At 61.7% G+C, this 20392-nt stretch carries 23 protein-coding genes and 5 pseudogenes; 19 read left to right on the top strand and 9 right to left on the bottom strand.

Annotation, left to right across the window (positions count from 1 at the left end):
* Nucleotides 1–16 precede the first annotated feature (16 nt).
* The 7 genes and pseudogenes from J2754_RS16525 to J2754_RS16775 form a co-directional block, all read left to right on the top strand.
* A complete protein-coding gene (locus J2754_RS16525) occupies nt 17–151 on the top strand; it encodes a hypothetical protein (RefSeq protein ID WP_281063881.1) in 135 nt (44 codons plus the stop codon).
* A gap of 431 nt (nt 152–582) precedes the next feature.
* A complete protein-coding gene (locus J2754_RS14740; protein WP_245333080.1) occupies nt 583–1113 on the top strand; it encodes a DUF7342 family protein in 531 nt (176 codons plus the stop codon).
* A gap of 53 nt (nt 1114–1166) precedes the next feature.
* Entirely contained in the window at nt 1167–1589 is a 423-nt protein-coding gene (locus J2754_RS14735) for a toxin-antitoxin system TumE family protein (RefSeq protein ID WP_342590135.1), read from the top strand.
* Nucleotides 1590–1717: 128 nt separating this feature from the next.
* Nucleotides 1718–1930, top strand: coding sequence for a DUF8129 domain-containing protein (locus J2754_RS14730; RefSeq protein ID WP_245333083.1), 213 nt, complete (start codon nt 1718–1720; stop codon nt 1928–1930).
* 98 nt (nt 1931–2028) lie between these two features.
* Nucleotides 2029–2319 carry a UPF0175 family protein gene (locus J2754_RS14725; protein WP_188879691.1) on the top strand — a complete coding sequence of 97 codons (291 nt, stop codon included), beginning with the start codon at nt 2029–2031 and terminating at the stop codon, nt 2317–2319.
* A 12-nt stretch (nt 2320–2331) separates the two neighbouring features.
* Complete coding sequence (locus tag J2754_RS14720; protein WP_211087882.1) at nt 2332–2838, top strand: PIN domain-containing protein; 507 nt, start codon at nt 2332–2334, stop codon at nt 2836–2838.
* A gap of 13 nt (nt 2839–2851) precedes the next feature.
* A pseudogene (locus J2754_RS16775) lies at nt 2852–3103 on the top strand (DUF8150 family protein); the annotation flags it as partial.
* Between the two features lie 227 nt (nt 3104–3330).
* Here J2754_RS16775 and J2754_RS14710 read toward each other — a convergent pair.
* Together J2754_RS14710 and J2754_RS14705 are read right to left on the bottom strand one after the other, a co-directional pair.
* Nucleotides 3331–3528, bottom strand: coding sequence for a hypothetical protein (locus tag J2754_RS14710; RefSeq protein ID WP_211087881.1), 198 nt, complete (start codon nt 3526–3528; stop codon nt 3331–3333).
* Nucleotides 3528–3950 carry a helix-turn-helix domain-containing protein gene (locus J2754_RS14705; protein ID WP_211087880.1) on the bottom strand — a complete coding sequence of 141 codons (423 nt, stop codon included), beginning with the start codon at nt 3948–3950 and terminating at the stop codon, nt 3528–3530. The genes J2754_RS14710 and J2754_RS14705 overlap by 1 nt, the downstream gene beginning before the upstream one ends.
* Nucleotides 3951–4053: 103 nt before the next feature.
* On the opposite strand from J2754_RS14705, the pseudogene J2754_RS16770 reads away from it, so the two are divergent.
* Nucleotides 4054–4355: pseudogene (locus J2754_RS16770) on the top strand (hypothetical protein).
* Between the two features lie 83 nt (nt 4356–4438).
* Here J2754_RS16770 and J2754_RS16860 read toward each other — a convergent pair.
* Complete coding sequence (locus tag J2754_RS16860; RefSeq protein ID WP_483420149.1) at nt 4439–4969, bottom strand: PIN domain-containing protein; 531 nt, start codon at nt 4967–4969, stop codon at nt 4439–4441.
* Between the two features lie 8 nt (nt 4970–4977).
* A complete protein-coding gene (locus tag J2754_RS14690) occupies nt 4978–5598 on the bottom strand; it encodes a DUF7437 domain-containing protein (protein WP_245333077.1) in 621 nt (206 codons plus the stop codon).
* A 116-nt stretch (nt 5599–5714) separates the two neighbouring features.
* Here J2754_RS14690 and J2754_RS14685 point away from each other — a divergent pair, with 116 nt between their 5' ends.
* From J2754_RS14685 to J2754_RS14675, 3 genes and pseudogenes are all read left to right on the top strand, one after another.
* Complete coding sequence (locus J2754_RS14685; RefSeq protein ID WP_211087878.1) at nt 5715–5852, top strand: hypothetical protein; 138 nt, start codon at nt 5715–5717, stop codon at nt 5850–5852.
* Nucleotides 5853–5877: 25 nt separating this feature from the next.
* Nucleotides 5878–6135 (top strand): annotated as a pseudogene (locus J2754_RS14680) (oligopeptide/dipeptide ABC transporter ATP-binding protein); the annotation flags it as partial.
* Nucleotides 6136–6275: 140 nt separating this feature from the next.
* Complete coding sequence (locus J2754_RS14675; protein ID WP_211087876.1) at nt 6276–7697, top strand: SLC13 family permease; 1422 nt, start codon at nt 6276–6278, stop codon at nt 7695–7697.
* Nucleotides 7698–8139: 442 nt separating this feature from the next.
* Here J2754_RS14675 and J2754_RS14670 read toward each other — a convergent pair whose 3' ends face one another.
* Nucleotides 8140–8520, bottom strand: a complete 381-nt coding sequence (locus J2754_RS14670) for a cupin domain-containing protein (RefSeq protein ID WP_188879707.1) — start codon at nt 8518–8520, stop codon at nt 8140–8142.
* Between the two features lie 354 nt (nt 8521–8874).
* Here J2754_RS14670 and J2754_RS14665 point away from each other — a divergent pair, with 354 nt between their 5' ends.
* From J2754_RS14665 to J2754_RS14655, 3 genes are all read left to right on the top strand, one after another.
* Nucleotides 8875–9672, top strand: a complete 798-nt coding sequence (locus tag J2754_RS14665) for a hypothetical protein (RefSeq protein WP_211087875.1) — start codon at nt 8875–8877, stop codon at nt 9670–9672.
* Nucleotides 9673–9925: 253 nt separating this feature from the next.
* Nucleotides 9926–10801, top strand: coding sequence for a ParA family protein (locus J2754_RS14660; protein WP_188879708.1), 876 nt, complete (start codon nt 9926–9928; stop codon nt 10799–10801).
* Complete coding sequence (locus tag J2754_RS14655; protein ID WP_188879710.1) at nt 10798–11193, top strand: DUF7970 domain-containing protein; 396 nt, start codon at nt 10798–10800, stop codon at nt 11191–11193. The genes J2754_RS14660 and J2754_RS14655 overlap by 4 nt, the downstream gene beginning before the upstream one ends.
* Before the next feature lie 63 nt (nt 11194–11256).
* On the opposite strand, the gene J2754_RS14650 is transcribed toward J2754_RS14655, so the two are convergent.
* Nucleotides 11257–12282, bottom strand: a complete 1026-nt coding sequence (locus tag J2754_RS14650; RefSeq protein ID WP_188879712.1) for an ArsR/SmtB family transcription factor — start codon at nt 12280–12282, stop codon at nt 11257–11259.
* 462 nt (nt 12283–12744) lie between these two features.
* Nucleotides 12745–13503 (bottom strand): FAD-dependent oxidoreductase, encoded by a 759-nt coding sequence (locus tag J2754_RS14645; RefSeq protein ID WP_211087874.1) that lies wholly within the window; start codon nt 13501–13503, stop codon nt 12745–12747.
* Between the two features lie 211 nt (nt 13504–13714).
* On the opposite strand from J2754_RS14645, the gene J2754_RS14640 reads away from it, so the two are divergent.
* The 5 genes from J2754_RS14640 to J2754_RS14620 are packed head-to-tail and all read left to right on the top strand — an operon-like array spanning nt 13715 to nt 17875.
* Complete coding sequence (locus J2754_RS14640; protein WP_188879715.1) at nt 13715–14890, top strand: ABC transporter substrate-binding protein; 1176 nt, start codon at nt 13715–13717, stop codon at nt 14888–14890.
* Between the two features lie 6 nt (nt 14891–14896).
* The gene (locus tag J2754_RS14635; RefSeq protein WP_188879717.1) at nt 14897–16009 is read left to right on the top strand and encodes a FecCD family ABC transporter permease; all 1113 of its coding nucleotides are present in this window, start codon (nt 14897–14899) and stop codon (nt 16007–16009) included.
* A gap of 35 nt (nt 16010–16044) precedes the next feature.
* Nucleotides 16045–16371 carry a hypothetical protein gene (locus J2754_RS14630; protein ID WP_188879719.1) on the top strand — a complete coding sequence of 109 codons (327 nt, stop codon included), beginning with the start codon at nt 16045–16047 and terminating at the stop codon, nt 16369–16371.
* A gap of 5 nt (nt 16372–16376) precedes the next feature.
* Nucleotides 16377–17084, top strand: coding sequence for an ABC transporter ATP-binding protein (locus J2754_RS14625; RefSeq protein ID WP_211087873.1), 708 nt, complete (start codon nt 16377–16379; stop codon nt 17082–17084).
* On the top strand, nt 17081–17875 hold the full coding sequence (locus J2754_RS14620; RefSeq protein WP_342590133.1) for an ABC transporter permease: 795 nt from the start codon (nt 17081–17083) through the stop codon (nt 17873–17875). Before J2754_RS14625 ends, J2754_RS14620 begins: the two co-directional genes overlap by 4 nt.
* A gap of 210 nt (nt 17876–18085) precedes the next feature.
* Here the strand turns inward: J2754_RS14620 and J2754_RS14615 are convergent.
* Nucleotides 18086–18652, bottom strand: a pseudogene (locus J2754_RS14615) (MFS transporter); the annotation flags it as partial.
* Between the two features lie 644 nt (nt 18653–19296).
* Nucleotides 19297–19910, bottom strand: a pseudogene (locus tag J2754_RS14610) (DUF8170 family protein).
* Between the last annotated feature and the right edge of the window lie 482 nt (nt 19911–20392).

Raw genomic sequence — 20392 nt, 5'->3', positions numbered from 1 at the left:
CTAAGTCCTGGCAGAGATGCCGAACTTGAACATCGAAGTGAGCGACGAAGAGTACGAACGGCTGAGCGAAGTGAAAGACGCACACGGCCTGACGTGGCGAGGGCTCGTCATTCAGGGTGCGAAGGCGTTGGACACCGAGGGGCCACTGTAGGACGAGGGGTAGCCTGTACGAACGCGATTCCTCCCCGCCGTGAACGACGGGGTTTCCTCGCTACAGCAAGATGAACGAGGTTCGCGAATATCTGCACGGACTCGCCGAGGAGACGCGTCGCATCCAGCCAGACGGCGACGGCACCTAACGATTCCGAGGCGGTTGCTCCTCGATAGCGAGACAGGAGTGGGAATGGATAGACAGCTTTGACGCACACCAGACTGGCGAACTCGCGCGTTTTAAGAGCTACGTTGGACACCGCAAACGGACGTACAAGCCGGATTGGAGCTGAGAGCGCGCTCCGCCACTCGTCTATCTCGAATGGCAAAACCCGTTCGTTGGTGTCGAGCGTGCTGAGACGTATCCATACCCCGGTAAGGTTAGAATACCATCCCGAAGAGTGATATACTCACGTATCGTACGTTGCTTCGATGCCAGACGCCGCCCCGACGTTTGAGGACGTGAACGAGCGCGCCAAAGAGGACTGGAAACGTGATACCACGCCCTTCGACCGCGTACGGTCCGTGATGCGCACGGCGTACGAACCCATGAGCGCGGCGACCGTCGCCGAGCACGCTCTCACATCGGAGCAGACAGCCCGCAAGCACCTCCGCTCGCTGGTCGACCACGGCTACGTGGCAGAGACCGCCTCCCCAGACTCGAAGGGAACCCTCTATCAGCGAGCCAACGACTCGCTCGCCCTCGAACAGGCACGGCGGATCCTCGACGAGACGGACACTGAGACCCTCTCGACGCGCGTCCTAGAGATGCGCGAGGAGCTTCGAGAGTACGCCGACCGATTCGGCGCGAACTCACCCGACGAAGCTGTTCGAGCCCATGCAGATATCGACACTGAGACGCTCCTGGAGTGGCGAACGACGCGGCGGAACCTCGCCTTCGCCGAAGTCGCGCTCGCCCTCAGTGGGGTCGACGACGCCACTGGGGCCGCAGAAGCACTCTGATGCACGCCGACGACGGAAGCCGGGAGTCACACACGCTTCGAGGCGCTATCGACGTGACGAAGCTCGACGCGTTTCGAGACGCGTTCGTTGCCATCGAGCCCGCGGCGTCGGGCGAAATCGATGACCGGCTCGATCCCCGAGAGCTCCGGCTCACGATCCCGTACGGCGTCGCCGAGGCAGAGAAAACCAGATTCACGGTTCGATGGACGACGGTGGACGACTACAACGTCCACTACTCGGATACGTCCGAACGAAACCTCCGGTGGGATCTTCACCCTCACGACTTCCCAGCACCGCCCGACGAACGACACTTCCACCCACCGCCGGATGCGTCGAGTACGGATACCGATGTCGAGGCGTCATGCCTCGGAGATCCCTCAGTTGATCTCGTTGCCCGGGCAGTTCACCTCTTGTGGCGACAGGCACTCGGCGAGGCGTCGATGACCGACATCAACGCCGGAACGAACCAGACTTAACCGTACTCAGTACAGGATGTCGTACATCTATCTCGAGTTCAGCCCGTGTCCAGTGACTCAGCGGTACGAAAATCGGCCTGATTGCCGAGGTGGTTTATCGTCGCCGCTGAGTGGCGAGGCGACTGATCGTGACCGAGCACGCCGAACCTACCAAGTCAAGCGAACTTACTCCTGAACAACGTCTCTTGCCGACGAACACCCACGTACTCAGATCGAGTATCGTGACGATCGACGACACGGAGACGCTTCGGGAGTACGTCGCCTACGAGAATACACACCAGAATCGTGAACCGGTGCTTCGCTGGATCTCACAGCAGGCGGCGGAACTTCGATCGAAATGAACGAACGTCGTTGGAGGATACATGCGTCGAAATCGGGAGGGGGGACCTCCGAATTTATACGGATGGCTCGCCAAGGGAGCGTACGGAGTGTTCACGCTATGATCGACGTTGAAGACAACATTGAACTCCTCCAGCAGTCGGGGCGATTTTCCTCCGAGGAGGAGTTCCTCGAGGAAGCGTTCCGCGCCCTTCTGGAGAAGCGCCCTGAGCTACGCGTCGATCTCGCCGTCGAGCAGTACAAAACCGGAAGCGTATCGCTCAACCGCGCTGCCGAGCTCGCCGGCTACAGTCCAGAAGAATTCAAAGAGATTCTCCGCGACCGAGGCGTTAGCCGCGATATCGCAATTCTTAGCGATGAGGAGCGGTCCGCCCGCCTCGAAAACCTATAGCGGGGAGGGAGTGTGTTCGTCGACAACAATATCTTGAGTTCGCTCACGAAAATCGAGCGGCTTGAGCTCCTGCCTGCGCTTTTCGATCAGGTCGGGACGGTTCCCTCTGTTCTGGATGAACTCCATCGCGACGAAGTAGCCGGCTACCAGTTCGTCGAGCGGATAGATGCGGTCAAATCCTATCGTGGCGGCTGGTTGCAGGTCTACTCGCTGAGGGAGGCTGAAGTGCAATTCGCCGACGAAATCGTCGATGCTTCTCTCTCGTTCACTGACGCGGAGTGTATCGCCGTCGCGACAACCCGCGAGGAGCGACTGCTTACCGACGACGGCCATGCTGCCGAGATGGCGTCCCAACGAGATGTCGAAGTCTGGGACCTAAAGCTGTTACTTGAGGCAGCCCTTGTCAAAGGACACATCGAGACCGAGAGCGAACTCAAAACCGTAATCGATGCACTTCGAGAACGGGACGGATGTCGGTTCTCCAACCAAGACCGGACCGACCTATTCGACCACCTCTGATTCAGCATCGAATATGAGCGACTCAAACGTGCGTAAGGCTCTCGACGAGAAGCACGAGCGGAACCGTGAGCAACGCATCGAGGCCGTCAAGCGCTGGGTGGCGTACATCAAATCCGAGCCACCCGAAGTCTGGGGACCCCAGCAGAACGCGGTCGTCGACGACCAACTTGAGGCGGCGCAGAGTGTTGGCACATCAGCGCAGCACCAACAGCACGTCAAGGACGTCGCGGCGGACATCGCAGCCGTGAAAGACGACGACGCGGCCGAGAACGAGTGGCTGGTCGGTCATCGTCCGACGCTACAGGGACGAGTTCACCGCCGGAGCGTCCAGACGATTTCCTCGATGATCTGGTCAAGGAGTGAATCGGTGAGCCGACCCTGCCACGGGTCGCCAATCACGTCGTAGTCGGGTGGTGGTTGGATGTTCGCAGCACGTGGTGTATGGAGTGAGAGCGAGAGGATGTAGGATTGCTCAGGTGTGCCACCCAGCTCTCAGTAGTGGTCGTAGAGTGGATGCGCGACGGCGTGATCCGTCGTCGTGAGCGTACACCTGACGAACTGTTCATCTTCGAACGGATGTGTTCGGGTACTAACGATGCAGAATATCCGGGCGACGTTCACCCCGCTCTTGAACGGATCAACTGTCCAGACGACATCCCCCGGCTGGTAGTCGCGGCCAGCGACCTGCATCAGTGATCCGACGACTGGTGGGCAGCGCGGCCCCCCCTGGACTGCTCCTCGTTGTCCGTCTCAGAGGGGTGTGGCTGGTTCGGTTGCGCATCCGCCCACGCCTGCGCTTCCTCCTCGCTCGTGATGAATGGGCCGTGTTCGAGCGTGAGTTTCGAGAAGACATCGGAAAATCGGATCGCCTCCGCGACGCGGCTCAGGTCGCGAGTGAGCGCCCAATGGTGCTTCCGATGCCGAACGAGCCCCCTGTCCTTGAGTCGTGAGAGGTTCGACCCGACCGTGTTCGGACTGCGGTCGATCGCGTTCGCGATTTCACCCCGAGTGAATGCGGCATCACGGTTCTCGAGGAGAAACTCGATGACGAGCTCGGAGGTCGTCCGCTCCGTCTCCTCACCGTCTTCGAACTCGTCGATGTCGATCGGCATACGCGGTGATATGGTGTGCGGGTGAATAAGTGTGCGGGTACATGGGTGTGCTGTCTGCTCGGATTGGTTTGTCGAGCCTCCGGGGGGGCGGAGACTCTCACCGATGAGCGACCCACCAAACATAGATGTCCACCATCAAGCAGCGTTCAGTGACGACGGCGAGCTCGAAGTAACGGAATCGAGCGTCGAGACGTCCCTCGAGGACTTCGGCGACGACATCGACTACCGCGACCGTGAAACGCGACGTGATCAACTCGCAGCGAGTGAGTTCGGCGTCGACGATCGCCCCGAACTGTAGGACGCGTCGATGACGACGAGCAGGTCGCGTTCTTCCCCGATACCGACGAGGACCAGCACATACTCCCTGGCGAGCGCGCGGCGACACGCTATCTCTTCGAGGACTAACCGTACAATAGAGAAACAGCAGCTATCAGGATGTTAACCAACGTTGGCGGCGCGGATGAGAGAGTGTTGGTTAATTCGCGATTCTAGCCATCTTCCTCGACACTCTCCAGAACGTCCCAGATAGTGAGGACCGAGAGATAGTTCTCGTAGTAGGTGTTGGAGAGTACGGCCCGGATCGTTGCTTCCGCGTTCCGGTCGTCCATGGCGATCCCGATGGAGTCGTGGTCAGTCGAGGCGAGGAGCATGATCGCAGTGCCAGCGAGACCAGCGTCGGTCTTTCGGAGTTCGTCTGGCGGAACATGCTCGATGTCCGCGAGGCGCTGCTGGATCCGGTCCATCACGATTGCCGCCGTGGGACCGTTGTAGACACTCACACCCTCTTGGACAGGCTGAGAAACACTAATCCACGACTCAGTCCGTGCTTTGTGCAGCCAGTCAGTACTGATCCATCCCTGCTGTTCCTCGATTTCTTCGCGACCACGCTGACTCAGGTACAGCTGAATGCCTTCGTGTTTCACGTAGTCGACGAACGCTTGATAGCGGTCGTGTCTTGGACCGCCGAGAGTCCGCAGGAAACTCGTGTCCAGAACGAGCGCGCTTGGCAACGGAGACACCTCCGGACTCACGCGTCGACGGTGTAGGGAGCGTCGTCAATGGCTCGCACGTGGACGTCTCCAGAGTAATCAGGAAATGCGGGGTCGACCGGACTGACACGACCGATGATCGCTTCGATGGCCTGTGAGACTGCGATGCCCGCAGCGGACGGAACATCGAGCGCAGTCGCGAGACCACGGCGAGTCTGCTCGCCCTGTAGGTATGCGTCCGTTTCGACGATTGCGTGGAGTAGCGTCGCTTCCCCATAGCGCTCGAGGAAATACTCGAGATCATCGTCGACGGTGCTCGCGCCATAAACTGCGATAACGACCGGTGAGACGACGAGTTCGGCGGCCTCCGTCTCCCAGGTCCCAACAACTGGCTCGGCCGTCCAGAGCGCGGCGCCGTCTTCGTACTCATCGAGCTCTTCGGCGACGCCAAGTTCAGCCAGTTCGTTCGCATACTTGTACGCAGTACTCTTCACGATGCCTTGACGGTCCATCGCTCGTTTAACCGTCGTTGGCGAGTTGAGGAGGAGGTCGGTATAGAAGTAAGCGAGATCGGCGTCCGTCAGGAGTCGCTGAACGGCGAAGAACATAGAGACACCCGACTCCTCACACCCACGTTTTCCGATTGGTGCCCCAGCCATGATAGTTCATAGTACGCGAACTATAGACTAAAAGATTGTGCTGTCACGAGGCCGTTTGTCGGCCCCGGGAGGGGGTGCGGTGCGCGCCCGAGTGGCGCGTCGTCGTGAGAGAGTCCATGAACGACACAGAAATGGAGTCAGCGGTCGCGTTCGAGGAATCGGAGTCGCGAAACGAGGCGATGACCGAGACGATGGAGACATGGATTGACGACCTCATCGCCCACGTCGAGGACGCACGCGGGAGTGAGGCGTAGTGGGGTAACGGCGCTCGAAGAAGAGGAGAAAGACCCGACGAGCGACCGCGAGCGCGTCCTCCTCGACGGCGAGCCACCGGATCCGGTCGATATCCCGAGCGGCTGCGCGTTCGCCCCGCGCTGTCCGAAGGCGACCGCGGAGTGCCGAGAGGTAGAGCCGGGTCTCGACGAAGCCGGCGACGGCGCGCACAGCGCCGCCTGCTACTTCCCAGTCGACGGTGAGTCGCACGACGGTGACCGAACAGAGAGCAACTCGATGTCGAGTACGACGGCCGACGACTGAGACACACGCTCGCCACCACCCACTCCCGATGTGCCCGCCCGCTCACTCCGACCCACTGCCGTCCGCTTCCACGCCCAGCAGCGGCGCGATAGTCGCCATCGATACCGCCCTATCCCCCGGAGGGCCCGGAGCACCGGACGATGAGTGACGGGAACACATCGGCACGTCCGTCACGTGCCGCCATTCAACGGACCGTCGGAATCTGCGTCGCGGCCGCGGCCGCTGCGTGGGGGGCGTTCGTTCCCGCCGTCGCCGTCCCGCCACCCATGCAGGACGCCGTCGCCGTCTTCGCGTTCGCGCTCGCACTCTGGCTCACCGACGCGCTCCCGTACGTCGTCACGAGCGTCCTCACGATCGTCCTTCTCGTCGAGACCGGCGTTGCGCCGACGTTCCGTATCGCCGCCACCGGGTTCTCGTCCTCGCTCGTCTTCTTCTTGCTCCTCGTCTTCCTTCTCGGAGCCGCGGTCGCGAACGCTCGGCTGGACGAGTGGGTGGCCTCCCGAATCGTGGCTCGTGGTGAGACGGCGCACCCGTTCCACGCGTTCGTGCTTCACTTGCTCGCCCTTGCGTTCGTGATGCCCTCAGCGGTCGCACGTGCCGCGGCGTTCGCGCCGGTCGTCCACGAACTCGCCGACGCCCACGGACTCGAACGCGACGGCCCGTTCAGCACGTCGGCGTTCCTCGTCCTCGGCCACGCCAACCCGATCGGGTCGCTGGCGCTCATGACCGGCGGCGGTATGGCGCTCGTCGCCGCTGGCGTCGTCCGGTCGGCCGGATACCCGCTCACGTGGCTCGACTGGGCGGTCCTGATGGTGCCGCCCGTCCTCGTCCTCTATGGACTCTCGGCGGCGTTCGCATCGCGGCTCTACGACCATCCGACGACCGCCGCCCGAGACACCGCTACGCCGGATCGCGACTCGAATCGCGGACTCGGACGGGAGCAACGTCTAGTCACAGTCGTTCTGATCGGTGCTGTCTGCCTTTGGCTCGTGGGTTCCGTCGCTTCGCTCCCCGCGATCGTCCCCGCCGCCGTCGCCGTCGCCGCGCTCGCGTGTCCGGGTGTCGGTGTCCTCTCGAGCGCCGATCTCGCAGAAGTGAACTGGGGGATCCTCTTCCTCGTCGGAACGATGTTCTCTCTCCTCGATCGGCTGGAAGCGACCGGTGCGTTCGGCTACGCGGTCGATACACTCACCGCGATCGTCCCCTTTCACGCGCTCTCGCAGTGGGAGGGAGTCGTCGTTTTGCTCGCGTTCGCGGTCGGCGTGCGCGTCGTCTTCTCGACCGGCTCGGCCGCGCTGCTAGTCGTGCTCCCGGTCGTCCTCCGCGTCGGCACGAGCGTCGGTATCGCCCCCGTTCCGCTCGCACTCGCCACCGTCCTCGTGGTCGGAGCGACGACCGTTTTCCCGTTTAACACGACTGCAGTACTCGTCGCGATGACGCACGGCCCCATCGATTCGATGGACGTCCTCCGATTCGGGCTCGTCACCGCGATTTCGGCGCTCGTCGTCGTCGCTCTCTCTTGGCTCCTCTACTGGCCGTTCGCTCTCGGCGTGATCCGGTAACGGACTACCTCCGGCACAGCGGCACCGAACTCGGTACCGGTCGGGAGGGACGTGTGGTGGCGTACTATCCTTACGCGAGTCGCGCTTCTCACACCGAGCGTGCTCTTCGCCGTCGCGTATCGACGCGGCAGCCGCCACGACGCCGCCCTCGAGACCGCGACTGACCTCTCCCAGCTCGCATAGCTATGGAAGCCACCTACGTCCGCTTCGATGATCTTGAGGAGTGGGCCGCGTTCTACAAGGCGGGGATTGCGCCCGCGCTCCGCGACGTCGTGGCAGGTTTAACCAACGGGATGTGATAGTTCGATGCGGGTGTTGATTAAATAGTTTTCCAGTGCCGACGAAGAGTGGGGTAACGGCGCTCGAAGAAGAGGAGAAAGACCGACATGTTTGTCGTCTGCGATGAGACCGCGACCGCCACATTGGTTCGTCGGGCTGCGGGTCACGCCTCGCGGGGGTCGAAGACGTCACGGCGGAGGCCCTCACGAACCGGTTCGTGCTCGGCGTCTGAAGGCGGTGGCGCGGTCACGAGCGTCGCTTCCAGACGTGTCTCCTCGTCCGCGCGTACCCCGCGCGCTGCGCCGGCCTCGACGACGACCACGTCACCGGGTTCAACCCGACGCGTCTCCCCGGCGTCGCGGACGATGCCGCGTCCGGACTGCACCGTAATCGCGACGTCGCTCGCAGGGGCGTGCACCGGGATGAACTGTCCGGGGTCGAAGAACCCGAGGACGACCTTCTGTCGCTCGCTCTCGAAGACTGTCTCCGCGTTGAACGCCTCGTCGTCGTACGCCCGCTCTGCGTCAAAGCTTGTCGCGACCATCACGTGGAAACTCGCACGTCCCGATCGTCACATTTCTCCCGAATCTGTTCGGCCACTCTCAGGCCGAAGCGGTCGGGCACGCCGGCGACGCTAGCTCTGGGAGCCAGCCCGGACTGCAGCGGTCGTCGGGGCATCGCCATACATCCGGCAGAGCATGTTGGAAACGGACGCAATCGACGAGCCCTCGAACTGCGACACGTTCACACGAGGGGGCGGCGTGAACTCGAGCCTCGACGCGAGTGGGAGCCCCGATGTGTCGATGATTAACTAACGGTCTGGAAAGAGAGCGAGTATGTTGGTTAGGGTTTGTCGGCGCCCACGAAGGGCGGGGCGCACAGACCCCGTTTTCGAACGATGACCGAACACGACCTCGAAAGAGTCCTCGGCGAAGCGGTGCACGTCGCGAACGAATTTCCAGCGATCACGAACGACGTCGACGACGCGCTCCACGAATACCTGCGGTACGCCGTTCTCCGACTCCTTGAAGGAGACACCACCAGTCGCCTTGAACCGGCGGTCGATGTGACTGTCGGATACGGGATGGACGCAGCGATGGCGGACAGCTGGCGCTCAACGGTCTCTTGGTGGCACGAGTTGCCCGTTCAGGACGACTGCACGCGCTTCCGTGTCTTCTACCCCGACGACATCGCACGTGTCCCGCGAGCGGTCAGTGACGTGATGAATGTGCGCGGTGCGTGGCGCGTCTGGTCGGGTGATGCCCGCGACGTCGGCGCCTACAACAGCCAGGGTCGACACGAAGTCCATTACTGCTGGCCGATCGGCCACCCCATCGAGAGTCAACTCGACGCCCGTCTCGACCGCGACGACCAGCGGGCCACGCCCGACGGGGGTTGTACGGGCGACCTCCGAGTGCGCGAGATCGTGAGTGACCAAACACATTCGGCAGGTCTCGAAGCGCGGACGCAGCGCGCACTCAACGAAGAGATGGTTGTCTCTCTCCTCGCAAAAGGTGGTCAGTACGAGGTCCGCTCATTCGGACGCGTCTACGACGTCGACATCATCACCGAGACGTGCACCTGTTCCGACTGGCAGCAGCGCAAACCTGATGGCGGCTGCAAGCACCTCCGTCGCGTCGACCACGAGATCAAACAGGGGCATGTCCCCCGTCCAGATGGCCGCCTTCCGATGTAGACGTAGGTAAGTGATACTCGCTTCCCACCCCCCCATTTGCAAAGTGAGCTAGCGGGAGGGAACCCACCCCGAATCCCCACAGCATCGCTTGATTCTGGAGAATTAGACCATCAATTAAGGATCGTCAGCGAAACCAACACTAGAACATTGTGTTCATTGGTTGTGTTCACTACATTCATTATGTGTGTTCATGGAGTTCAAAAATGAATGTGTGTGACGTAGATTGATAATGAATGAACTCCATGTCGAGAGTATGTTAGCGTACTCGACGTACAGTGAGGCTGGCGGTGTCGGTAAGACCACGACTGCCGCAAACCTCGCTGTCGCGCACGCCCGCGCTGGCCTGAAACCACTCGTCGTCCCCCTCGACCCTCAAGACGGCGATCTCTCGCGGCTCTTCGGCGTCGACGACCAGCGCACCGAGTCCGTCGATAACCTCGTCCGGCACATGATTCGCCGCCCAAAGGGCGAGTTCGACGACCTCGTTCGTACCGTTGAAGGAGTCGACATTATCCCCGAGCACAACATGCTCTCGGACCTCTCCGAATACCTCCAACGCGAGAAGGACCAAGCCGAAGCGATGGGCGAAGCATTCGGGATGCACGCCCAACTCCTCCGCGTCCTCCAAGAAGCCAACGTCCCTGAGGACTACGATGTCCTCATCTGCGACCCCCCTGCAACTGAAGGACCCCATCTCTACAATGCCATTCACGCTACTCGCTCTCTTGTTATCCCTGTCGAACCCAGTGCGAAAGGCCGTGCCGCCGTCGAGGGGCTTGAATCCCTCGTCGCCGGCTTTGAAGACCAACTCGATATCGAAGTTGGTGTCCTTGCTGCGCTTCCAATTGGTTTCAAAGATACGCGCGATCAGCGCGCCATCATGAACGAAATCGACTACCCGATTCCCGAAGTCATCGGCGAGCGTGCCTCCCTCATGGAGGGGTGCTGGATGGAACAATGCTCGGCGTTCACCTACGTTCGGAAGCACCGTGACCGGCGACGTGACTACGAACTTGAGACGCTCGCCCAGTTCGACCGGGTTGCCCGGCATCTCGAGGAACAGGTTGGCTTGGAAGCACCGAACCCACCGCAGCCCGGTGACGTCGAGCACGAGGTGCTACAAGCATGACCGGGATGAAAGAAGGTGCTGGGGATGATCCGTTCGCCGATGATCCTACACCCGACACCGATTCTAACTCCGACGCAGCCGAACCCGTAGAGGCCGATAACGCGAGCGCCGAAAGTGCGGCGTCTTCAGCGAGTGAGTCAGGACAGCCGATGCAGATTCCATACAAGTTCCGGCGAGACGGGGTGCAAGACGGCCGTGACCGTGTGCCGCTCTTCCTCCAGCCAGAAACCAAGAACGCTGAACGGGATGCCCTCCGAGAACTCGAAGGCCGTTTCAATGGTAATGTCTCACTCACAGACCTCCGGGAAGCGCTCATGATTGTCGGCCTCGACCATCTCAACGAAGTCGAAACCGAACTCGAGGAGTGGGGCTATGGGATGACCTTCGATTGAACTCATTAGTAAGACGAACTTCCGCTCTTAGAAGGGTCGCCGCGCTCGCAAGTGAACGGTGGGTCACGACTGGAGCTGAGATTGGAGAGAAGACCAACCACCTCTGACAATCCGACCGGTAGTGAAGCCGATGAAGCCGAACATGATTCCTCCTACGATAGAACCGAGGACTAGGTAGCCGACCCAGACGGCAAACCCGGACGGATTTGCGTATCCCAGTGGCAAGAGACTCAACTCGTGACCGAGAGTTCCAGCGAATCCGGCTGTGGAGATAAACCAACACATCTGAAGACGAGCACGGCGGTATGAAACAGCTGCCGTGATCACTATTGAGATCGTGAATAGATACGGCAACAAATCGAACAAGAAGAGAGATTGAGTGAGTCCGAGTGCCTGCCGTGCAAACCAGAAAATGAGCGAGACGGTGAAGAACGTACTTCCTATTATGAGTGCTTTCTCGTCAGACATTCCTTGTCTCTCCGAGAACCATCCCTGAGTTGTCCAACTGTCAGAACGCGGTCGCCCCTGACGTATTAGATACCTCACAGCCGAGTACACGAAGAGTGAGAGGAGACTGCCGATAAAAGCAGCAGATACGTACTCTGGTGCTGCTTCTCCGCCACCCCCAGCGTAGTCTAAGAAAGGAAGGGAGTCTGTGAGAGCAGCATGGACGAGGACGCTCACTCCACTTGCAACACTGATTGCGCCAACAGCCTGCTTGAACACACGGAGCAACCCTGGCTTCCTGGATTCTTGCCCAATGAAGAAGACGAACGGGTTCTCTTCTGGGGCGTAGATCTTCATCTCCCTCCCTCGATTTGAGTACTGTGTTCCAGCGACTCGGATTAATTCTGCCTCCTGCAGTTTATCCAGATGGTATGATGTGTTTTGTATCGAGGTTTCGGCGCGTTCTGCAAGATCAGATGCCGTCCCCGGTTCTCTGTATACCTCTTCTAATAGCAACCGAGCTTTCTCCGCAGTTAGTGCCTTAAATACGTCTCCCGCTTTCTCGTCGGTGAACTCTCGAATCTCGATTGCTCCTTCTTGTGATCCCGTAATATCGGGGCGAGGTGATGGGAGGAGCGACATTACAGGAGATTCAGAGTTTTACCACTTACAAGTTCGGTCATTATCTGAAATCCTACCAACCGTATCCATACTGGTTGTGAATATAGTAGGCACTCGTGCCGAAAACATATCCGCCAGATAGACCGAATGAACTGGATGAGTAACATGCGAGGGTACGGAAAACATCCGTCGGGAATTAGACCACGCAGAAAAGGAACTTTAAGTCCCTTTGTGGATCATAGTATCAGGTATGTGTCACGTACGGTAGTCGACCTGTTCTGCCGTGGAGAGTACGACTCGAGCTGTGGGCAGGGGCTGTTCGCTCAGCCGACCATCTGCAAACCATAACTTCCCAACCCGGAACGGGCGGCCTCTCCGTGAGCGGCGGGGAGGGTACCACTGAGCCGTGTAGGAGGCGTATTCGGTCGTTGCGGTGGTCTCGGTGTTGTCGGGGCGATCTATGCTGTGACGAGCGCTGTGCGTTCAGTCGTCTCGGAGGCTCGGATGTGTCTCCTGTGCGTCCGGGTGCGGGTCGGCGAAGCGCTCGCGCATCGTCTCGCGCGAGTGCGCTTCGCGGCGCTCTCGCTCGGCCGCGTCGATCTCCTCACAGCCGGGCGGGAGGTCGCGGCCGCGATCGGTGAAGTAGCCGTCGGGCGTGACCCAGTCGTGGTAGAACGGCCGATCGTCGTCCTCGAGGATCGTCGCGCCCACCTCCGCACCGTGGCCGGCGCAGACGACCGCCTGATGGGGCTTCCCGGCGAGGCGGCCGGCCGCGTAGAGGCCCGGGACGCCCGTGCGGCCGCGCTCGTCGACGTCGACGTACGTCTTCCCGCGCTCGACGAGCGAGACGCCGTCGACCGCATCGAGGTAGCCCGTCTCGCCCTTCGTCGCGGCGACGACGTAGTCGGCCGCGTAGGCGTCGCCGTTCGTTCGGACCGTGAAGCCGTCGTCGTCGCGCTCTGCGTCGGTGACGTGCGCCGTGCGGCGGGTACAGCCGGCGGTGTCCGCCTGTTCGCCGAGGAGGCCGAGAAGCCGTCGGGGATTCACGCCGGCGGGGAAGCCGGGGAAGTTCTCGAGGTGGGCGTTCCGGCGGAGGATGGAGTCGCCCGCGTCGAGGACGAGTGTCGTGAGATCGTTCCGGCCGGTGAACGTCGCGGCGGAGAGTCCCGCGACGCCGCCGCCGACCACGACAACATCATATCGTTCCTGCGTCGAACCGTCCTGATCCGCTGTCCCGTCCATTCTTTTAGGCTAGCCTAAATAGTAATAGTGGTGTCGGTTCCAACGCCAAGCGTACCGCAAGTACCTATCGAGGCGTTTGATGCAGCTATTGTGTCTATTCGAATCGAGTACGGCTACTCACCGGGGTACGACTAGCGGGCACGCTCTCTCACGTTATTAGGCTCGCCTAAAGTTCGAAGAGGTTATGTGTTTTTAGGCGAGCCTAACATTTATGGCACGAAGACGCCAGGTACTCGCAGGTAGCGCCGGACTCATCGCAACCGCCCTCGCCGGCTGTAGCAGCAGCGGCGGCGACGAGACGAACGCGGCCACCACGTCGAGCGCCGACTCGACCACGTCGACGACCGAGAGCGGGCCGACACCGTACACGGTCGAAATCGAGCCGAACGATCCCTACACGTTCGAGGCGGTGCCCGAGACGTACGGGGTCGGCACCAGCCCCTTCATCGACATGGGGATGGCGCTCGGCATCCACCCGAGCGCGACGACCGGCCTCGAACGTGCCCCGCTGAAGTTCTACGACCTCCTCGATCTCGGGTTCGACGAGAGCGAGGTCGTCAAGCTCGCCAGCGGCGCCGAGTCCGGCTACGACAAGGAGAACTTCTACGCCGCCGACGCCGACGTCTGGCTCATCTCCCGAGAGAGCATCAGTAGCTTCGTCGACTGGGACGACTCCGACTTCGAGGAGATCGAGTCCCAGACCGGTCCCTTCCTCGGCACGACACTCCGATTCGCCCCCCAGATCGCGTTCAAGGACGAACCGAACCCGTACACGATGTACGAGGCCTTCGAGAAGGTCGCGAAGATCTTCCAGCGCCAAGAGCGGTTTGCGGCGTGGCAGTCGATGCACGACGACCTCATGAGCACCATCGAGGAGGGCCTCCCGCCGGAAGACGAGCGACCGACCGTCGCCGCCATCTGGCGCGGCGTCAGCCCCGACTCCGGACAGTTCCGCATCGCTCCCCTCCACCGGCTCGCGAACAACACGAAGTCCTACTACCGCCTCGGCATGCAGGACGCCTTCGAGGGCCACTACCCCGACGGCCCCATCGGCTACGAGGAACTCCTCGACGTCGATCCCGACTACATCGGTGCCGTCGGCGCGCTCACCTCCTCCACGCACGAGGAGTTCGTGAACACCGTCGTCGAGCCCTTCGAGAACAACGGGAACGGACAGCAGCTCAGCGCCGTCCAGAACGGCAACGTCATCCGGAGCGCCGGCCAGTACATGGGCCCGATCGTCGATATGTTCTCGACGGAAGCCGTCGCGAAGCAGGTCTACCCCGAGACCTTCGGCGAGTGGCCTGGCCCCGTCGGCGAGCTCGCCGAGGACGAACGGCTCTTCGACCGCCAGCGCCTCCTCGACATCGTCAACCGAGACTTCTAACCCTCGATGAGCAAGGTCTCTGACATCCTCGCACAGCGCCGCTCGGAGTGGGGCGAGTGGTACGCGAACTCGAAACTCGCCGGCGTCGCGCTCGGGAGCCTCGGGATCCTCCTCGGCGCGACCCTGTTACAGGTGAGCTTCGGCGCCTATCCGCTCACGCTCGCCGAGGCGTGGCACACCGTCTTCGACCCCGAGATCGTCCTCAGCCTCAGCGCGTGGCGCGCGTTCCTCCTCGGCGGCGGCATCCCCGAGTGGTTCACGCGCCAACAGCTCATCGTCTGGAACATCCGCCTGCCGCGCATCCTCGTCGGCGTCCTCGTCGGCGCGAACCTCGCGGTCTCCGGCGCGATCTTCCAAGTCGTCACGCGGAACGAGCTCGCGAGCCCGTACGTGCTCGGCATCAGCGACGGCGCCGGCCTCGTCGTCCTCGTCACGCTCACCTTCATGTCGAGCTACCTGCCGCTGCTACCGATGCTCGCCGCCATCGGCGGGACGATCGCGTTCCTCATCGTCTACCTGATCGCGTGGAAGAACGGCACGTCGCCCGTTCGACTCGTCCTCGCGGGCGTCGTCGTCGGGACCGTGTTCAGCTCCGTCCAGCGTGCGCTGTTCTTCTTCATCGACGACCTCAGCGTCGTCATGTCCGCCCAAGCGTGGCTCTCCGGGTCGCTCCTCGGGACGGACTGGGGGCAGGTGCGCATCGCGCTCCCGTTCACCGTCCTCTCGATGGCGCTTGCGCTCGCCGTCACCCGCGAACTCGACGTCCTCCTCCTCGGCGAGGAGACAGCCTCCTCGCTCGGGATGCCGGTCGAGAAGATCCGCTTCGCCGTCGCGGGCATCGCCATCCTCTCGACGGCCGCCGCCATCGCCGTCGCGGGACTGGTGGGGTTCGTCGGCCTCATCGTCCCGCACATGGTGCGCAACATCGTCGGCAGCGACTCCAAGCGCCTCTTACTGGGGTGTCTCTTCCTCGGGCCGGCGCTCCTCGTCGGCGCCGACGTCGGCGCGCGCCTCGCGCTCAGCCCCATCCAACTCCCGGTCGGCATCATCACGGGCCTCGTCGGCGGCCCCTACTTCCTCTACCTCATGCGCAAAAAGGAGGACTTGGGGTCGGTCTGACGGGGGACACGTTCCAGACATCATTCATACGATACATGCACACCAAGGTTGACGAACGCACTCGACCGTCCGAAACGACACCAGACCCAGCTTTCAGCGTTACCGACCTCGACATCGGCTGTCTTGGGCTGACCGATCCGGTCATCGACGGCGAACCCGTCCGGGTTCCACCGACTGTTCTCACCACGTTCATCGGACCGAACAAGCTCAGGAAGCGCACGCTCCTGCGGGGGATCGCCCACCAGCTCACGTCCGAGGGAGCGATCGGCTCGCTCCACTTGATCGAGGACGACGAGACCACCGGTTCCGAAACACTGGTGGACCGCGACCGCTCGGCCGACGACTCGGGTGTGGGTGCGTGACCACGATGGCCCGCTCCGATGACGCGTCCGATCGCCCGCCCGTCCTCGAGACGGACGCTCTCACGTATCGGCTCGGGGACCGGACCGTGCTCGACGCCGTCTCCGTCGCGGTGGCGGACGGCGAAACGCTCGCGGTCGTCGGACCGTCCGGCGCCGGGAAGTCGACGTTGCTCCGCTTGCTCGTCCGACTGGACGAACCGGACGCCGGCACCGTTCGCTTCGAGGGCCGCGACTATCGGACGCTCGACCCGCGGACGCTCCGCGAGCGGGTGGGACTCGTCCCGCAGCAGTCAGCACTCGTTGACGGCACCGTCCGCGAGAACATCACGCTCGGCCCGCGGCTCCGCGATGAGCCCGTCGACGACGCGGCGGCGGAGCGACTGCTCGTGCGGCTCGGCCTCTCGGGCACGATGGAGCGCGACGTCAATGCGCTCTCCGGTGGCGAAGCACAGCGGGTGGCGCTCGCGCGAACGCTCGTGAACGACCCGGACGTGCTCCTCCTCGACGAACCGACCGCGAGCCTTGATGCAGACACCGAGGCGACCGTCGAGACCGTTCTGTCCGACCTCGTGGACGAGTATTCGCTTACGGCTGTCGTCGTGACGCACGATATCGCGCAGGCGGCGCGGCTTGCTTCGGACGCGCTCGTCTTCGACGGTGATGGCGGCGTTGAGCGCGAATCGACCGCTCGTCTCGCGGAGGTCGACGAGTGATCGACTCCCCACTCTTTGATCCGGCACTTATGCGTGGACTGGAGCAGGTCGCCGCGGCGCTCGTGCTCGCGGCCGTCGTCGTCGGGATCGTCTCGCTGCGCGGTCTCGCGCTCGAACGCGAGTGGGGACTCGCGATTGGGCGCGGCTTCGTCCAGATCATGCTCATGGGCTCGGTGATCGCGCTTCTCCTCTCGGTTCCGGTCGCCGCGAGTGCGTTCATTCTCCTCGGGATGATGCTCGGTGGCGCATGGATCGCTCACTCTCGCGCGGGTGAAATCCCGGGTGCGTTCCGAATCGCGACGGCCGGCATTGTTCTCGGCGCCGGCGTGGTGATCGTCGTGATGACGGCTGTCGGCGCCATCGAAGCGAGAGTCCGCGACCTCGTGCCCGTCGGGAGCATGATCGTCGCGAACGGGATGAAGGCGAGTTCGCTCGCGCTCGATCGCTTCGGCGACGAGGTTGAGACCCACCGTGAGGAGATTGAGGCGACGCTCGCGCTCGGCGTCACGCCCTCGCGGGCGATCGCTCGGCACGTCGAGCGTGGCGTTCGGGCAGCGCTTATCCCGACGGTTGATTCGATGCGCAGCCTCGGCTGGGTGTGGATCCCCGGACTGATGACCGGGATGATCCTCTCCGGCGAAGACCCGATCTACGCGGCCGAGTACCAGTTCGTCGTGATGGCGATGATCTTCGCCGCTGCCGGCCTCGCCAGTCTTACCTGTGGTGCCCTCGTCGAGCGCTACGCGTTCACCGACGCCCACCAGCTCCGCTCGTTCAATGGTGAGTCGTGAGGCACGCCGAACGCTCGTGGCGATCGGGACGCGGTCCGACGTGGCTTTGACGCGTGACGCGACCGCAGGTGTGAACGGTGCTGAGGTCATCTGTCAGAACGTATCTCCCAGCCCTTCCGAGGATAGGAGCAACGGCTGGTTGGCACAACCATTGACGGACCTGTTTGTTGACATCCCACCTGCGCTGAAGCGCGGAGAGAATGTCAATCGCTAGTCGGTCGCCACCGACTCGGGCTCCGTCGACCCGCCCGCGCCGGACGTGACGGTCTCGTCGACCTGCGTGTAGACGAGGACGAACCCGACGACGGCGAGCGCCGCTCCGAGCGCGAACGGCGCGGCGTACGTCGTGCCGAACGGCACGTGGATCTCGACGAGGTAGCCGGCCGAGAGCGGGCCGACCGCGGTTCCGAGACCGAACGCCATCGTGAGCACGGAGAGCGTCGTCCCCGAGTTCCGGCCGCGGGCCAGGTCGCCCGCCAGCGCCATCGCTGGCGCGAACACCGCCGCCGCGGCGATTCCCTGTACGAAGCGCGCGAGGGCGAGGCCGAGCGGCGTCGTGACGATTCCCTGCGCGAGCACCGACGGGACGAGCACGACGAGCGCCCCGAGGATGAACGGCTTGCGGCCGTACCGGTCGCTCATCGATCCGATGACGGCCTGGAAGAGGACTTGGGCGAGAACGAACGCGGAGAACTCGATACCGAACAGGAACGCCGTCTGGTCGAGCGTCGCGTTGATCTGCGTCTCCAGCGGTTCGATCATCGCCATCCCGATGGACTTCGCGACGGCGGTCCCTCTTCCCATGGGGGACTTCTCGACGATCCCCTCACTGATGTAGCCGTAGACGCTGCTATCTGGACCTCTGACGTAGAGTAGGCGACACGGTCATCTTCAGCGAGTTCAGAGGCCACCACACCGGGTTCGGTATACTTCGACGAGGGCGTACTCGGAGCCCCTGACTCACCTAGTTCCGAATCTGTCTCGACGAGTCCTCCTCGTCGACAGTCGATTTGCTCAAGGACCTCGTAGGATTCGAGCACGACACTCTCAGATCTGTGGTTGAACCACTCACGGAGAGCAGTTTCAATTCGATCCTGGGTCGCGTCCTGTCGCCGCTCGATATCGAGTTAGTGGCGTTTGGTTTCTCGTTACTTCGATGGAGAGGGGCGGAACTCAATTTCGAGCAGGTATCGATGTTGTGCGTCAGATTGAGCAATCTGCTCATAAGAGAGTGTCTGGTCTCCAATTGCGAACTCGCCCATATACGTACTTATCTGAACAGACAACGTTGATTAACGTTACTAATACCTGATAAAATTATGGATTTAACCGAATATCGGATACTGGGTCGGGATGTCTCTTCGGCGCTCTATACGTTGGAATTTGGCTCCTCAGAGGCTCTAGTCGGCTCTTTTGGCCCACTACGGTAATTCTCTGACACACTCGATCAGCTCTTCTTCGGTAGTCCAGCTGTAGAGCGGTCCACGTCCCAGAGCATGTCGAAAATCGCAGTTTGCATTCCGCTGTATAGTTTTTCGAGATTGACGCCGGTGTCGACCTCGTCGGAGCTGACGGACTCATACTCACGCTTGAGGACGTACGTTTTCGCGAAGTACTCCTTGAGCACCGTGAAGTAGCCCTGTTCGATCAGGAACCCACCTTGGTCGTGTTCGGTGACGCCTACGATGTAGTCGGTGTAGTCCGCTAAGATTCGGAACTTGAGGTAGGTATTCACCCATTCGCTTCGGATATCGACCATCAGGAAGGCGTAGGTGTCTGCGCGGCGATTGAGGCGGTCCTTGACGAGTTGGAGTCGGTGAATCTCTGGTCGACCGTAGCTTCCGAGGACGAAGTAGGCGCGTTCAGTCGTGAAGATCGGGGTGAGTTCTGCGATACTCTGTTTGAGGGCCTCGTATTCGCTGGGAGTGGGGGATGTTTCGTGGAGATACTCCTCGGCTTTCTCCGCGAGTTCCTCGGCGAGGTAGTCAACCGTCTCTTCGAGACTCCTACTGGAAAGAAGTCCGTCTAGCGGGATGAATCTAGTGCTGGCGCAGCACTGTAGCCTATCAGCGGAAAAGCCCATGTAGCGGACAGTCTCAATCTCGTCTAGTGCGTCAGTTGCGACGTGACCAGTTCACTAGACATCTCGCCCATCCCGCGCCGTCCGTCGTAATCGACGGCGGCCGAATATCCTCATTGAGTGCCACCAGTAGATCGCGAGCGTATTCTCACTACGCGCACCGCAGTAGTTGAGGCTGGGCCACTCAATGCATATGATCCCAATCCTTGAGTACCTCAAGTTTAGTTGTATTACATCAATCGAGTTGGGAAGGATTTATGTGGCAGCTCCTACCACCAGATATTGCGGTCAAAATCGAGAGACACCACATATGGGGTTAAGACCCTGGAGGATTAAGCAGTGGGTACGTGTTTAGCCCCAGATCGGTTTCGGTAGTCTCTCGTAGGGGCCGTGAAACAAATAACGTAGATCGATGCAACAGGCGAGTGAGTGCACCC

This window comes from Halarchaeum nitratireducens (genome assembly GCF_017874695.1).
Classification (GTDB): domain Archaea; phylum Halobacteriota; class Halobacteria; order Halobacteriales; family Halobacteriaceae; genus Halarchaeum; species Halarchaeum nitratireducens.
This window is presented reverse-complemented; position numbering and strand designations above follow the sequence as displayed.